Raw genomic sequence first — 14,173 nt, forward strand, 5'->3', positions numbered from 1 at the left:
AGGGTTTTGCTACAGTGGGCTCATGCTGCGCCGCGAACACCTTTCCCGCCAATTTTTGCTGTTGCCCGGACTCTTGTTGGTGGTGGGGCTTGCGCTGACATGGATGCTTCAGGACACCACGCGCCAATCGGTACGCCAATCGCTCAAAGAAGAGTTTGATTACCGCAGCGAAGAAATCATTCAAAACATCCGCCTGCGGTTAGACCGTTACGAACAGATTCTGGAAGGCACTGCGGGGCTTTTTGCAGCCTCGGGGCATGTGACGCCAGAAGAATTTAACCATTACGTGCGCAGCCTGAAATTTGAGGGCAAATACCCCGGTATCCAAGGGGTAGGCTTTTCGCAATGGATAACTGCTGCACAAAAAGAGGCCCACATCGCCCAAGTGCGCGCCACTGGCAGCAGCCACTACGACATCCACCCCACTGGGCAGCGCCCGTTCTACTCGTCCATTGTTTACCTAGAGCCCTCCACCTGGCGCAACCAGCGGGCCATCGGTTACGACATGTACGCCGACCCCGTGCGCCGTGCGGCCATGGAACGCGCCCGCGATGAGGACAAGGCGCAAATTTCGGGCCGGGTACAACTGATGCAGGAGACCGAACAAGACATACAAGCCGGTTTTCTCATGTATGTGCCGGTATACCAGTCGTTCAACGTCCAAGCCACCGTGGCCGAGCGCCGCGCTCAATTGGTGGGCTGGGCCTATGCCCCGTTTCGGATGAACGATTTGATGGCAGGCATTCTGGGGGAACACTTTGGTGAGGTGGGCGACACGGTGCATCTGGAAATCTACGATGGACATGCCGTTCAAGCCGAGCAGCGCATGTTCTCCTCGACCCACCGTACCCACCACGACACCAGCGCCTTTAGCCATGTGCGCCAGATCGTGCTGTTTGGTCATCCGTGGACTATCGGCATCCATTCTCTGCCCAGTTTTGATACACGGCTCAATAGCGAAAAGGCCAATGCCATCGCCATGACGGGCAGCCTCATCAGCCTGTTGCTGGCGCTGGTGGTCTGGCTGCTGGTTGCCAGTCGCGCACATGCCAATGCGCTGGCCCAAGACATGACCCGTGAACTACAGCACAGCGAAGCCGCACAGCGCAAGCTCAACCGTGCCTTGCGCCTGCTCAGCGCCTGCAACATGACGCTGGTACATGCCACCGATGAGCACCGGCTGCTGGCCGAGATCTGCCGCCTCTGTGTAGAGCGGGGTGGTTACCTGTTGGCTTGGGTAGGCTATGCCGAACACAATGAGGGGCGCAGTGTGCGCCCTCTCACGCAATGCGGCTTTGAACAAGGCTATCTGGACAGCATCTCTATCTCTTGGGGCAACAACGAGCGCGGCCAAGGCCCCACTGGCACCGCTATCCGCACGGGCAAGACCAGCATCAACCAAAATGTGCTGAACAACCCCGCCATGACTCCGTGGCGTCAGGCTGCGCTCCAACGGGGCTACCAAGCCAGTGTGGCCTTGCCACTGATCTGCGATACCCAAGTGCTAGGCGCACTCAACATTTATGCGGCCGAAGCCAATGCTTTTGACCCAGAAGAGGTGCAACTGCTCGAAGAGCTGGCCACAGATTTGGCCTTTGGCATCGTGACCCTGCGCGCCCGCGCCGAACACACGGCGGCCAAGGAGCAACTCGAATTCTTGGCCCATTTCGACCCGCTCACTCACCTGCCCAACCGTCTGCTGCTGCGCGATCGCTTTGAACATGCGGCACTGGCAGCCCGCAGTGGCCAAACCGAGATGGCCTTGTTGTACTTGGATCTGGATCAGTTCAAGCAAATCAGCGACAGCTTGGGCTATGCCGTGGGCGATCAGGTACTGGTAGAGGTGGTGCAGCGCCTACAGCAATGTGTAGACACCACCGATACCATCAGCCGCCTCAACAGCGATGAGTTCGTCATTCTGCGCAGCGACCCCTGCGATGCAGCCACCGCGGCCACCTTGGCCAACGCCATTCGGGATGCACTGACCAACCCCCTGCAAATTGGCGACCACACCCTGAATATTTCTTGCTCCATCGGCATCAGCCTGTTTCCCAATGACGGGGAAGAATTTGATGCCCTGCTCAACCGTGCCCACACAGCCGTGGACAGCGCCAAAGAGGCGGGCCGCCGCACCTACCGCTTCTTCACCCGAGACATGAATGCCGGGCTGTTAGACCAGATGCGCCTGACCGGCGCCCTGACCGAAGCCGTGCGCCAACAACAATTCCTGTTGCACTACCAACCACAAATCGATATCCGCAGTGGTCAGATTGTGGGGGTGGAAGCACTGGTGCGCTGGCAACACCCTACCGATGGCATGGTGCCACCGGGCAAATTCATTCCACTGGCCGAACGCAGCGGCCACATCATTCAAATTGGTGAATGGGTCTTGCACGAAGCCTGCCGCCAAGGCCGCCGCTGGCAAGAACAGGGTTTGGATGTACCGCTGATGGCAGTGAACTTCTCGGCAGTGCAGTTCAAGCGGGGCAATGTGCTGGAGCTGGTCTCCAGTGCGTTGGCTGCCTCTGGTTTATCACCCGACCGCTTAGAGCTGGAGCTCACAGAGTCCATTCTGTTGCAAGACGTGAGCGAGACCATCAAGACCTTGCAAGGCCTGAAAGATTTGGGAGTGAAACTATCGATTGACGATTTTGGCACTGGCTACTCCAGCTTGGCCTACCTGAAGCAATTGGCCGTGGACAAACTCAAGATTGACCAGTCCTTTGTGCGCGACATGCTGAGCGACAACGATGGTGCCTCGATCGTCAAAGCCATTATCCAGTTGGGCCACACCCTACAACTGGAAGTGATTGCAGAAGGGGTAGAAACTGCCGCCCATCTGGCCTTTCTGCACGATGCTGGTTGCGACCAAGCACAGGGCTACCTGCTCAGCCGTCCAGTGCCCACCGCACAATGCACGCAGCTACTGCAAGAGGGGCTGACGCACATTGTGGCGCAGGCCAGAGCCTGCACCCCGACCTAACGCCTTGCTAAATCACCCTTGGCGCATGGCCCGTGATTGGCGGTGTACCGCCTCAACCAAGGCCGCCACATGCTCGGGTGGCGTGAATTGGCTGATGCCGTGGCCCAAGTTAAAAATATGGGTCGGGCCGGTGCTGTTGCGGTCGGTGTGCGGAGCCCCAAAACTGCGCAATACCTTGGCTACCTCTGCCTCAATCTGCGCTGGGGGTGCAAACAGCACATTGGGGTCGATATTGCCTTGCAAGGCTTTGCCGGGGCCGCCCACATCACCACCCACAATGGCCCGCGCTTGGCCGAGGTTGGCCGTCCAGTCCAGCCCCAGCACTTCGCAATCGAGCGGCTTCATCTCAGGCAGCCAAATTCCGCCACCCTTGGTAAACACAATGCGCGGCACATCTTGCCCATCCACACCGGTGCGCTTGAGCTGTGCCAACACACGGGCCGTGTAGGCCAAGCTAAATTCTTGGAACGCACCATCGGCCAGCACACCACCCCAGCTATCAAACACCATAACCGCTTGGGCTCCGGCATCAATTTGCGCATTGAGGTACTGGGCCACGGCGTCGGCATTCACAGCCAGAATGCGGTGCATTAAGTCTGGGCGTGAATACATCAGTGTTTTGACCAAACGGTAGTCGTCCGAGCCTTTGCCCTCAACCATGTAGCAAGCCAGCGTCCAAGGGCTACCAGAAAAGCCAATCAGCGGCACACGGCCCTGTAAGGCGGTGCGGATGCTGGTGACGGCATCAAACACGTAGCGCAGTTTGTCCATGTCGGGTACCGCCAAGGCGGCCACATCGGCCTCGGTGCGTACGGTTTTGGCAAAGCGTGGGCCTTCGCCCTCGGCAAAGCTCAGGCCCAGGCCCATGGCATCGGGCACAGTAAGAATGTCAGAGAACAAAATGGCGGCATCCAACGCAAACCGCTCCAACGGCTGCAAGGTGACCTCGGTGGCGTAATCCACATTCATAGCCAGCCCCATAAAGCTGCCCGCCTTGGCGCGCGTGGCTTTGTACTCGGGCAGGTAGCGGCCCGCTTGGCGCATCAGCCACAGCGGGGTGTAATCAGTGGCCTGACGGCGGCAGGCGCGCAAAAAGGTGTCGTTGACAAGGGGGGCGAAGGCGGATGGATTCATGCACGCCATTGTCGCAGGCTGCCCAGCCCAGCTCGCCTACCATCCATACCCAGACAACGGAGTTCTGCTACATGCTCAAACCACTGCTGCGCACCGCCTTGCGAGGTGTTTTTCGAATTCTTTACCGGGTGGAGGTCAAGGGCCATCCGGGGCATTTGCATCAGGACAAAACCCTGATCGTCGCCAACCACCAATCGCTGCTCGATGGGGTGCTGCTGGCGCTGTTTTTGCCGGTAGATGCCACCTTTGTGGTGAATACGGGCATTGCCAACAAACCATTTTTCCGCACAGTGTTGCGCTTGGCACGCCACCTGACGGTAGACCCCACCAACCCGCTGGCCATGAAAACCGTGGTGGCGCGGGTCAATGAGGGCGAGCCGGTGGTAATTTTTCCTGAGGGGCGCATTTCGGTCACGGGTTCGTTGATGAAGACTTACCCCGGCACCGGCTTTGTGGCGGCACGCAGCCAAGCCAGCGTGGTACCCGTCAGCATTGAGGGGGCACTGCATACCCCCTTCAGCTATGTCAAAGGGCTGTTTCCGACACGCTGGTTTCCCAAAATTACCCTGACCATCCACCCGCCACACACCATTGCCCGTGCCGAGGGCAGTGCGCGTGAGGCGCGGCGCAAAGCGGGAGAAGACTTGCACCGCGTGATGCAGCACATGACGCTAGAGTCGCGCGAACGCACCACGCTGTTTTCTGCCCTGTTGCAAGCCCGCGCCCGTTTTGGCGGTGCTTATATGCTGGTGGAAGATGTGCGGCTGCAAGAGGAGTCGTACAACACCCTGCTCAAGATGGCTTTGGGTGCGGCGCGTCTGCTGCTACCGCACAGCCGCCCCGGCGAGGCCGTGGGCGTGTTGTTGCCCAACAGCACCGGCACGCTGGCCGCTATTTTGGGTCTGACGGCGTTTGAGCGCATACCCGCCTTACTCAACTACAGTGCCGGGGTGGGCGGTGTGCAAGCCGCTTGCCATGCCGCACAGGTCAAAACCATTGTCAGCAGCCGCCAATTCATTGCCAAGGGCGGGCTGGAAAAACTAATCGCTGGGCTGGAGCCACATTATCAAATTTTGTATGTAGAAGACCTCAAAGAACGCATGGGCCTGTCGGACAAACTGTGGATTGCCGCCCGCATGGTGGCCCCACAGCGGCTGATTGCCCCCGGCAACCCCGATGCCGCTGCCGTGATTTTGTTTACCTCGGGCTCTGAGGGCAAACCCAAGGGGGTAGTGCATAGCCACAACTCGCTGCTGGCCAACATTGCCCAAGTGCGTGCCAGTGCCGACTTCAAACCCAGCGACAAGTTCTTTTTGGCACTGCCGTTGTTCCACTCGTTTGGCCTCACCTGTGGCGCTTTGCTGCCGGTGCTGGCAGGCTGCAAACTGTTTCTCTACCCCAGTCCGCTGCATTACCGCATCATCCCCGAACTGGTGTACGACCGCGATGCCACGGTGCTGTTTGGCACCAGCACTTTCTTGGGCGCTTATGGCAAGCTGGCGCACCCATTTGACTTTGCCCGGCTGCGCTATGTCGTGGCGGGGGCCGAAAAGCTGTCGGATGCCGTGCGCGATTTGTGGTTTGATAAGTTTGGCGTGCGCATTTTGGTCGGTTATGGCACCACAGAATGTGCGCCGGTGCTGGCGGTCAACACCCCGATGGCAGCGCGCAGCGGCACCGTAGGCAAGTTGCTGCCGGGTATCCAATACCATTTGGAACCCGTGCCCGGCATTGCCCAAGGTGGCGCACTCTATGTGCAAGGCCCAAACGTGATGAAAGGCTATCTGCGCTACGAGAACCCCGGCCTGCTCGAAGTGCCCCAAGCCTTGGGCCGCCCCGGTTGGTACGAGACGGGCGATATTGTCTCGATAGACAGCGATGGCTTTGTCCGCATCGAAGGCCGCATCAAGCGTTTTGCCAAGGTGGCGGGCGAAATGGTGTCTTTGGATGTGGCCGAGCAGGTGGCGGTGAAGGCTTCGCCGCTGCACCACCATGCGGTGTTGGCACAGGCCGATCCGGCCAAAGGCGAGAGTTTGCTGTTGCTGACGACAGATGCAGCCTTGAACCGGGCACAACTGGTGACGGCTGCCCAAGCCTTGGGGGCGCCAGAACTGGCCGTAGCGCGCAATATCCGGGTGGTAGACCAAATCCCGGTCTTAGGCTCGGGCAAAACCGACTATGTGAGCTTGCAAGCGCAGTTGGCAGGCTGATGATTGCCCCCCAAACGCAGGCTCAGGACTTGTTCACCGCCTGCTGGTTGGCCGGTGCCATCAGCCGCTCACTCATCCAGCGCAACAGGTCTACCCACATCTGGCGCATCTCCGCCTCGCGTGGGGTCGTTCTGGCGCTGGACAGCTCCACCGTCACCACAGGCATCCCCTTGTGTACGCCCGCATAGTGCCCCAAGCTGCCGGGATAAATGCCCACTTGATCCAGATAGAGCCGCCCCAAACGCGAGGGTGGCGTGATGGGGCCATCAAAATCCAGTACGCCATACGGTGCGTGCAAACTCACGATCAGGTTGGGCTTGAACTGTTGCATCTCCTCGTGCAGATAGCTGCTTTCTGGCTCAGACAATGGCGCTTTGCCCGGCCAGCGGCGTGGATCTTTCCCGGTGCGCTGCGCCCAATAGTGGGGGGCATCGCGCAACCATTCGGGCGTGGGGAAATTGCGGTTCAAATCCACACCATTGGCATTCGTACGCCGGGGCCGCTCCATCAGCAGGCCATCGGGGTTGAGTGCCGGAATAAATCGCCAATGCACTGGCTGGGGCAGGTCAAAGGCTTTATCACGGGCTAAAGCAAGCCAGTGCAAAGCCACCGAAGCTGACGAAGGCTCGTCACCATGAATGCCCCCAATGACCAACACCCGCAACTGCGCCTGCGCATCGGGCACATCACGCACCAAGATGCGCCGCCCCTGCACCGAGCGGGCCGCACTCACTACCAGACCGGCCTGCTGGCACTGCGCCAGCGTGACATTGGGCAAACGGCGCACCAGCGCCTGACATTCTGATGCCACAGAGGCTGCTGCCGGAATTTTGGCCGGATTGGGTGGAACAGCCCAGACAGGTGCGCTCATGGCCACAGCCCATAAACCTGCCACAGCCGCGCGCAAGGCACGTCCCCGCCATAGAAAAGCAGACCGTCCCCAAGGCCGCAAAGACAAAAAACTCATAGCCAACCAGCATCAAAGCAGCCCTGCTGCATGCAGGCGCTGGTGCTCCACCAAAGTGCAACGGTCTTGTACCACCTGCAAACCTGCCGCATGGGCATGGGCTGCGGCCTGCTCATGGCAAATACCACGTTGCAACCACAGGCATCGGGCACCAATAGCAATAGCCTCCTCGGCAATTGGCGGCACATCGGCACTGTTGCGAAACACATCCACCATGTCTATGCGCAACTGTTGTGCCGCCAGTGCTTGGGCGGCATCGCTCAGGCTGGCATAACACGGCTCGCCCAGAATCTGGTCGCCTTGGGCGGCCACCACCGGATTGACCGGCACGATGCGATAGCCCTGTTGCTGCAAATACTGCGCAACGTGGTAGCTGTCACGGTGTGGCTTGGGGGACAGGCCCACTACGGCAATGGTGCGACATTGCGCCAGAGCGGCGCACAACAGATCAGGGCTGGACATGCGAAACTTCACAGGGTTGATACGACAATGGTAGCGTGGTGCTTCATCACAGTGCGCTCAATGCCGTTCGCACCTCTGGCACGCTCAAGATTTCTGTGAGCACCACGGGCGCACGGCCTGGAGCGTAAAGCACATACACCGGCACCCCATTACGGCCCAACTGGGTCAGTGCTGCGGTAATGGCCGGATCACGCAGCGTCCAGTCGGCGCGTAACAGCGCCACCTTGTGTGCGGCAAAGTCGGCAAGCACCGTGGCATCGGCCAAAGTTGTGCGCTTGTTGTATTGACAGGTCACACACCAAGCAGCCGTAAAGTCCACAAACACCGGCTGACCGGCCGCCGTCAATTCGGCCACCCGCTGGGCAGACCAAGGCTGCCACTGTGGTTGGCGCACGCCATCCACGGTGGCTGCGCTGTCTCTACTGGAAGAAACAGGCGCTGGCTGGGTCACATAAGGCCCAATCACTACCAGCAGCCAAGCGTTGAGCCACAGCAGCACGGCCACTGTCCACCAGCGGGTGCGCCCCTGCAAGGTCGACGACCACACCAACGCCGCCAGCGCCACTAACAACGCCAGCAGCGCACCCGCACCATCCATGCCGCTTTGTTGGCCCAACACCCACACCAACCACACCACCGTGGCAAACATCGGAAAGGCCAGTGCCTGCCGGAAAGTCTGCATCCAAACACCAGGAGCAGGCAGACAACGCACGACCCCTGGCACCCAGGTCGCCAGCAAATAAGGCAAAGCCATCCCTACACCCAAGGCTGCAAACACAGCCAGTGCCTGCCCGGTGGGCAAGGCCACCGCCAAGCCCAGCGACACCCCCATAAACGGTGCGGTGCAAGGCGATGCCACGGCCACGGCCAAGACCCCCGACAAAAAAGCATCGGCTACCGGATGGCGCGCCTGCATACTGGCCAAGCCAGACGGCAGCACCTGACCAAACTCAAACAGCCCAGCCAAATTCAGCCCCATCAGGGTAAACAACACCGCCAACCCGGCCACCACGGCAGGCGATTGCAACTGAAAACCCCAGCCCAGTTGCTCCCCGGCAGCACGCAGTGCCAACAACAAGCCCCCCAAAGCCAAAAACGAGAGCACCACACCAGCAGCATAAGCACCACCGGCCCACCGCTGCGCCCGCAAGGCATGGCCGTGGCGGGCAAAACCCACCAGTTTCAAAGCCAAAATGGGAAACACACAGGGCATCAGATTGAGCAACATGCCCCCGGCCAGCCCACCAAGCAATGCCAACCACCAAGACCCCGGCACCTGAGCAGGTGCCGATGCGGGCGCGGCTGGCTTGGCCGCCAGCACTGCGGCCAAAGCGGGAGAAATCTCGGCACGGGCGGCAGGAGTCCACTGGCCTTGCACAGAGGCCACGGTGCGCCAAGCCGCCACATCCGCCAAGGCACCACGGTGCTGACTGCGCCCCTCAGGCACCAAAAGCAAGGGCAGACTGCTGATGTTTTCTCCCCGGTCTGGAGACAAAGGCACGCGGGCTGTCCAAACCTCTCCCTCCCAAGCCTGCGTCCAACCCTGTGCGGCTTGTGCCAAGTGCTGTAACACGGCTGGCATCTCTGGCAACAACAACAGCCTTTGCCCCCTGACCGAGGCAGGCAAACCCGCAACACGCACTTGCAGGTGCTCACCATCCACCTGAGCGCGGGCCTCACCCTCCAAAGCAACCGGCTGGGTAGCCCACTGCCGAGCAAAGGCGGCACTGTGCAAAGCGGTAGAGCCCTGCACTGGCACCGTCAAAGTAAACTGACCTTCCTCGGGGATACATTCCACGCGACACACCAACCAACTGGCCCGCAACCGTACGGTGATGTCACCTGCACCCGATACTGGTGGCTGGAACAGCGGCGTCACCTGCACCGGCACAGCCAGCAATACCTCTCCCTCATAGCCGTAGTTGACCAACTCCCCCACTGGAATAGGATGGGGCACAGGCCAAACCACCTCGCCCACCTCCAGCCCAGCAGGCAACTCCCAGCGCAATTCGGTAGGCAGCCCCGAATCGCCCGGGTTCTTCCAGTAGCTGTGCCAGTCGGGCTGGTGCGTAAGTTGCAGCCCCAACCACAGCGGCTGGCCCGGCGCAATGCCTTGTGGAGCTTGGGCCACCAATTCAGCGCGCACATGGGGCGTAGTGACCACGCTGCCAGTAACCAACAAACCTGTCTGGGCCAGCGCCGCCGTGCTAAAGACACTGGCCGTCAGCCACAACACAACCGAGAAAAGGCGAAAAATAAATGGATGCAGCATGGTGATAGGTCGGAGCCGAATGGGCCGCTTTGGTTCCGGCTGCACGACTCTCTGGGGAGCCGCATGGTAGCGGAGGGCCGACAATCCCCCCCATGAGTCGCCCTGCCCCCTTCACCCCTGCCCCTGCTTTGCCCTCACGTTTTTGGGCCGAGCTGTCTACCCATGACTTTGCCGAACTTCAGGCTTCGGGCGCTACCGATGAGATCATCGCTGTGCTACCAGTGGCAGCCATAGAGCAGCATGGGCCACATTTACCGCTATCGGTGGATGCCACTTTGTTGCAAGGGGTGATTGACACCGCACTGGCACAACTGCCCGCCGATCTGCCCGTGCTGTTTCTGCCACCGCAAAATATAGGCCTCAGCACCGAGCACACCGCCTTTGCAGGCACCCTGACCCTGTCACCCACCACATTGATCACGCTTTGGACAGAGATAGGTCAATGCGTAGCCCGTGCAGGCATTCGGAAACTGCTGCTCCTCAACGGCCACGGGGGCCAAGTGAGCGTGATGGACATCGTGGCTCGGCAGTTGCGCCAACAGTGCAATTTGCTGGTGTACAGCGCAAGCTGGTTCAGCTTGCCCCTGCCCGATAGCGTGGCAGGACAGTTCAGCGCCCACGAACACCGCTTTGGCATCCATGCGGGGGAGATTGAGACCTCGATGATGCTGCATCTGGCACCAGAAACCGTACACATGGAGCGGGCACAAAACTTTCCGTCTACCTCGTACGAACGCTCCCAGCACTATGCTTTGCTGGGCAACGGCAAAAGCGCCAAACTGGGCTGGGCCATACAAGACTACCATCCAGCAGGCGCCGTGGGCAATGCCGCAGCCGCTAGTGCAGACAAAGGACGTGCCGTGGTGCAGGGCGCTGCCCAAGCACTGGCGCAACTGCTGCACGAACTGCACCAACTGCCCTTGAGCACTTTGGCACCAACGCCCCATTTTTTGGCGGACTGACGCCGCCTGCCAGTGCTGGGTCAGACCCAGCACCGGGGTTGCAGCGTCTTATTCGCTCCAGTCAGCGTGCTTTTCGCACAGCTTGTTGGTGGCTTTGCCTTTGGACGATTCAGAGTACTTGACCAAGTTGCCACCAAAATCGTCGGGGGTTTCATTCCACATACAAGTGCACCACGCTTGGGCCTTGGTTTGGCCTTTGACGGGGCTGGCCTCATCGCCGCCCTCATACAGTTTGGCCGCGTAGCGCAGACACTGGCGGTACTGGGCGTCATCGGCCGGTGGGCGGTTGTAGCTGGTGGCGGCAAAGGCGCTGCTGCTGAAAACCAGCCACAAGGCGGATGCGGTCAGTGCAATGGTCTTTTTCATGAGAATACTTCTGAAAAGAAGACGGTAAGTTAATAGTAAAGCGATAGAAAACGACTACCCCACAGGCACCGAGTGCCTATAAAAAGCAATCTCTGACAATGTAATCCGGTGTCACGTAACGTAACAGTGATTTTTTGCACCGTGGCAAAAAGCACACAAGATGGGCCTCGGTATCATTGCGCGCGCTCCCGCCTGCCCCGCTCCTTTTCTTTCCATGTCTGCCGGTCTCAACCTCGCTCAGCTTCAGGCTGTCCACTACACCCACGGCCCCTGTTTGGTACTGGCGGGTGCTGGCTCGGGCAAAACCCGTGTCATTACACACAAAATTGCCCATCTGATTGAGCACGGGCTAGAGCCGCGCCGCATCGCCGCTATCACCTTTACCAACAAAGCCGCCGCCGAAATGCGCGAGCGCGCCCAAGGTTTGATTGGCCGCCGCGCCAAAGAGGTACTGATTTGCACCTTCCATGCGCTGGGTGTGCGCATGGTGCGCGAAGACGGCCAAATGCTGGGCCTCAAGCCCCAATTCAGCATTTTGGATACCGACGATGTCACCAGCATCCTCAAAGATGCCGCTGGGGGCACCACCGATGCCGCCACCGCCCGGCAATGGCAATGGACTATCAGCCGCTGGAAAAACCAAGGTCTGAACGCCGCGCAGGCCTTGGCCCAAGCACAAGATGAACAAGAGCGCAGCACCGCCGTGCTGATGGCACGCTACGAAGAGCGCCTGAGCGCCTACCAAAGCGTGGATTTTGACGACCTGATCAGTCTGCCGCTCAAACTGCTGCGTGACTTTGCAGAGGTACGCGCCAAATGGCAAACCCTTTTGGGCCATGTGCTGGTGGACGAATACCAAGACACCAACGCCACACAGTACGAGCTGCTCAAGCTCTTGGTAGGCGAGCGTGGTCACTTTACCGCTGTGGGCGATGATGACCAAAGCATCTACGGCTGGCGCGGCGCCACCCTAGACAACCTGAAAAAACTGCCGCAAGACTTTCCAACCCTCAAAGTGGTCAAGCTAGAGCAAAACTACCGCTCGACCAGCGCCATCTTGCGCGCTGCCAACAATGTGATTGAGCCCAACCCTAAGTTGTTTCCCAAAACACTGTTTTCGGAATTGGGCGAGGGTGAACCGGTGCGCGTAGTAGGTGCCGACAGCGAAGAGCACGAGGCCGAGCGCGCTGTAGCGCGCATCCAAAGCCTACGCGCCGCCAGCAACCCACCGCCAGACTGGCGCAGCTTTGCCATTTTGTACCGTGCCAACCACCAAGCCAAACCGTTTGAAAAGGCACTGCGCAAAGCCAATATTCCGTACAAAGTGTCGGGCGGCACCAGCTTTTTTGACCGTGCCGAAATCAAAGACCTGTGCGCTTGGTTTCGGTTGTGGATCAACTCGGATGACGATCCAGCCTTTTTGCGCGCCATCAGCAGCCCCAAGCGCGGTATTGGACACACCACACTGGGCCAACTAGGCCACTTTGCCACCCAACACAAGCAAAGCATGTTCGAGGCACTGTTCAATAGCATGTTGCCTGCCGCCATTGCCAAACGGGCCTTGGAAGGGCTGCATGAGTTTGGCCGTTACATCAACGAGTTGGAATACCGCGCCCGCCACACCCACGGTGCCGAAGCGGCCCGCGCATTTTTGCAAGACTGGTTGCAAGAGATAGATTATGAAAAGCACCTCTACGATGGCGAAGAAAGCGAGAAAGTCGCCGCTGCCCGTTGGACGAATGTGCTGGAGTTTTGTGATTGGATGGCCCAGCGTGCGGGCGGCCAAATTGACGAGACTGTGGGCGATGTCATCACCACACAAAGCAAAAGCCTGCTCGAAGTAGCGCAAACCATCGCCCTGCTTTCCACCATCTCGGAGCGCGAAAAAGACCAAGACATGGTCACGCTCTCAACCCTGCATGCCTCCAAGGGGCTAGAGTGGCCCCATGTCATTTTGGCCGGAGTCACCGAGGGCATGCTGCCCTTCAAACTCGACGACGACCACGGCAACAACCCCGATGCAGACGCAGACATCGTGCAACGCCTGCAAGAGGAGCGCCGCCTGATGTACGTGGGCATTACCCGTGCCCAACGCACTTTGGCCGTGGGTTGGACAAAAAAGCGTAAAAAAGGGCGCGAGATGGTCAAAGCACAGCCCAGCCGCTTTATTGCAGAAATGAAGCTCGACCAAGCCACTGTGCAAGAAGACTACCGCGAAAAACTCAAGGCCTTGCGCGCTGAGTTTGCAGCCAAAGCTGCCTCCACCACGCCACCACGGTAAGTTTCTTTTTGCGTATAAATGCCCTTTTGCCCGGCTTATTCCACGCCTGAAATGCACCGACCTGCACGACAATCCTGCCACGGAGAAGCACCATGGATCTGCAATACCAGCTCAAGGCTGGCAGCTATTATCTGTACGACATGCGCGAGACGCCCAGTGCCGTCACGGGGGAGCGCCGCTTCAAGTTGAAAACAGATACGGTGGCCATTGCGTTTGATCTCTATACCGGCGAGGTCCACCAGCATGGCAATCCCACCCGCATTCATTCTTGGGCCACCATGACGCGTCGGCGTCTGCGCGCTGCCGGTGCGCAGGCCCAAGCCAATGACATCGTGGTTATTTCGGGGCCGCTTCCCGTAGAAGAAATCAACAAGTGCCTGTGGATTCGGGGCTATGTGCAACGCCTGTTCAAGCGCCTAGCCACCCTGCCCCACGGCAAATTCCAACGCCAAGGCGGCACGCACCAGTTCCGCCGCGCAGCTTGAGCCGCTGCCGCTACAGGCTGCCACATGCAGCCTGGCCGGTATGCAGAGGGC

At 59.5% G+C, this 14,173-nt stretch carries 10 protein-coding genes; 5 read left to right on the plus strand and 5 right to left on the minus strand.

Features of this window, described 5'->3' with window-relative positions; all coding sequences use genetic code 11:
- Nucleotides 1-22 precede the first annotated feature (22 nt).
- On the plus strand, nucleotides 23-2,983 hold the full coding sequence (locus tag ACYVB2_RS03790; RefSeq protein WP_382428883.1) for a bifunctional diguanylate cyclase/phosphodiesterase: 2,961 nt from the start codon (nucleotides 23-25) through the stop codon (nucleotides 2,981-2,983).
- Between the two features lie 12 nt (nucleotides 2,984-2,995).
- On the opposite strand, the gene hemE is transcribed toward ACYVB2_RS03790, so the two are convergent.
- Nucleotides 2,996-4,117, minus strand: coding sequence for a uroporphyrinogen decarboxylase (gene hemE, locus ACYVB2_RS03795; protein ID WP_382428881.1), 1,122 nt, complete (start codon nucleotides 4,115-4,117; stop codon nucleotides 2,996-2,998).
- A gap of 71 nt (nucleotides 4,118-4,188) precedes the next feature.
- Here hemE and aas point away from each other — a divergent pair, with 71 nt between their 5' ends.
- The gene (gene aas, locus ACYVB2_RS03800; RefSeq protein ID WP_382428879.1) at nucleotides 4,189-6,327 is read left to right on the plus strand and encodes a bifunctional acyl-ACP--phospholipid O-acyltransferase/long-chain-fatty-acid--ACP ligase; all 2,139 of its coding nucleotides are present in this window, start codon (nucleotides 4,189-4,191) and stop codon (nucleotides 6,325-6,327) included.
- A gap of 22 nt (nucleotides 6,328-6,349) precedes the next feature.
- Here aas and ACYVB2_RS03805 read toward each other — a convergent pair whose 3' ends face one another.
- From ACYVB2_RS03805 to ACYVB2_RS03815, 3 genes are all read right to left on the minus strand, one after another.
- The gene (locus ACYVB2_RS03805; RefSeq protein WP_382428877.1) at nucleotides 6,350-7,198 is read right to left on the minus strand and encodes a DUF2817 domain-containing protein; all 849 of its coding nucleotides are present in this window, start codon (nucleotides 7,196-7,198) and stop codon (nucleotides 6,350-6,352) included.
- Between the two features lie 108 nt (nucleotides 7,199-7,306).
- Entirely contained in the window at nucleotides 7,307-7,756 is a 450-nt protein-coding gene (locus ACYVB2_RS03810) for a CoA-binding protein (RefSeq protein ID WP_382428875.1), read from the minus strand.
- Between the two features lie 46 nt (nucleotides 7,757-7,802).
- The gene (locus ACYVB2_RS03815; protein WP_382428873.1) at nucleotides 7,803-10,028 is read right to left on the minus strand and encodes a protein-disulfide reductase DsbD family protein; all 2,226 of its coding nucleotides are present in this window, start codon (nucleotides 10,026-10,028) and stop codon (nucleotides 7,803-7,805) included.
- Between the two features lie 92 nt (nucleotides 10,029-10,120).
- Here ACYVB2_RS03815 and ACYVB2_RS03820 point away from each other — a divergent pair, with 92 nt between their 5' ends.
- Nucleotides 10,121-10,990: a creatininase family protein gene (locus ACYVB2_RS03820; RefSeq protein ID WP_382428871.1), complete on the plus strand. Its 870-nt coding sequence runs from the start codon at nucleotides 10,121-10,123 to the stop codon at nucleotides 10,988-10,990.
- Nucleotides 10,991-11,038: 48 nt separating this feature from the next.
- On the opposite strand, the gene ACYVB2_RS03825 is transcribed toward ACYVB2_RS03820, so the two are convergent.
- The gene (locus ACYVB2_RS03825; protein ID WP_382428869.1) at nucleotides 11,039-11,356 is read right to left on the minus strand and encodes a hypothetical protein; all 318 of its coding nucleotides are present in this window, start codon (nucleotides 11,354-11,356) and stop codon (nucleotides 11,039-11,041) included.
- Nucleotides 11,357-11,570: 214 nt separating this feature from the next.
- Between ACYVB2_RS03825 and ACYVB2_RS03830 the strand changes: the two genes are divergently transcribed.
- Both ACYVB2_RS03830 and ACYVB2_RS03835 read left to right on the plus strand, forming a co-directional pair.
- Nucleotides 11,571-13,637: an ATP-dependent helicase gene (locus ACYVB2_RS03830; RefSeq protein WP_382428867.1), complete on the plus strand. Its 2,067-nt coding sequence runs from the start codon at nucleotides 11,571-11,573 to the stop codon at nucleotides 13,635-13,637.
- A gap of 92 nt (nucleotides 13,638-13,729) precedes the next feature.
- On the plus strand, nucleotides 13,730-14,122 hold the full coding sequence (locus ACYVB2_RS03835; protein WP_382428865.1) for a hypothetical protein: 393 nt from the start codon (nucleotides 13,730-13,732) through the stop codon (nucleotides 14,120-14,122).
- Nucleotides 14,123-14,173 lie beyond the last annotated feature (51 nt).

It is taken from the genome of Giesbergeria giesbergeri (assembly GCF_054779375.1).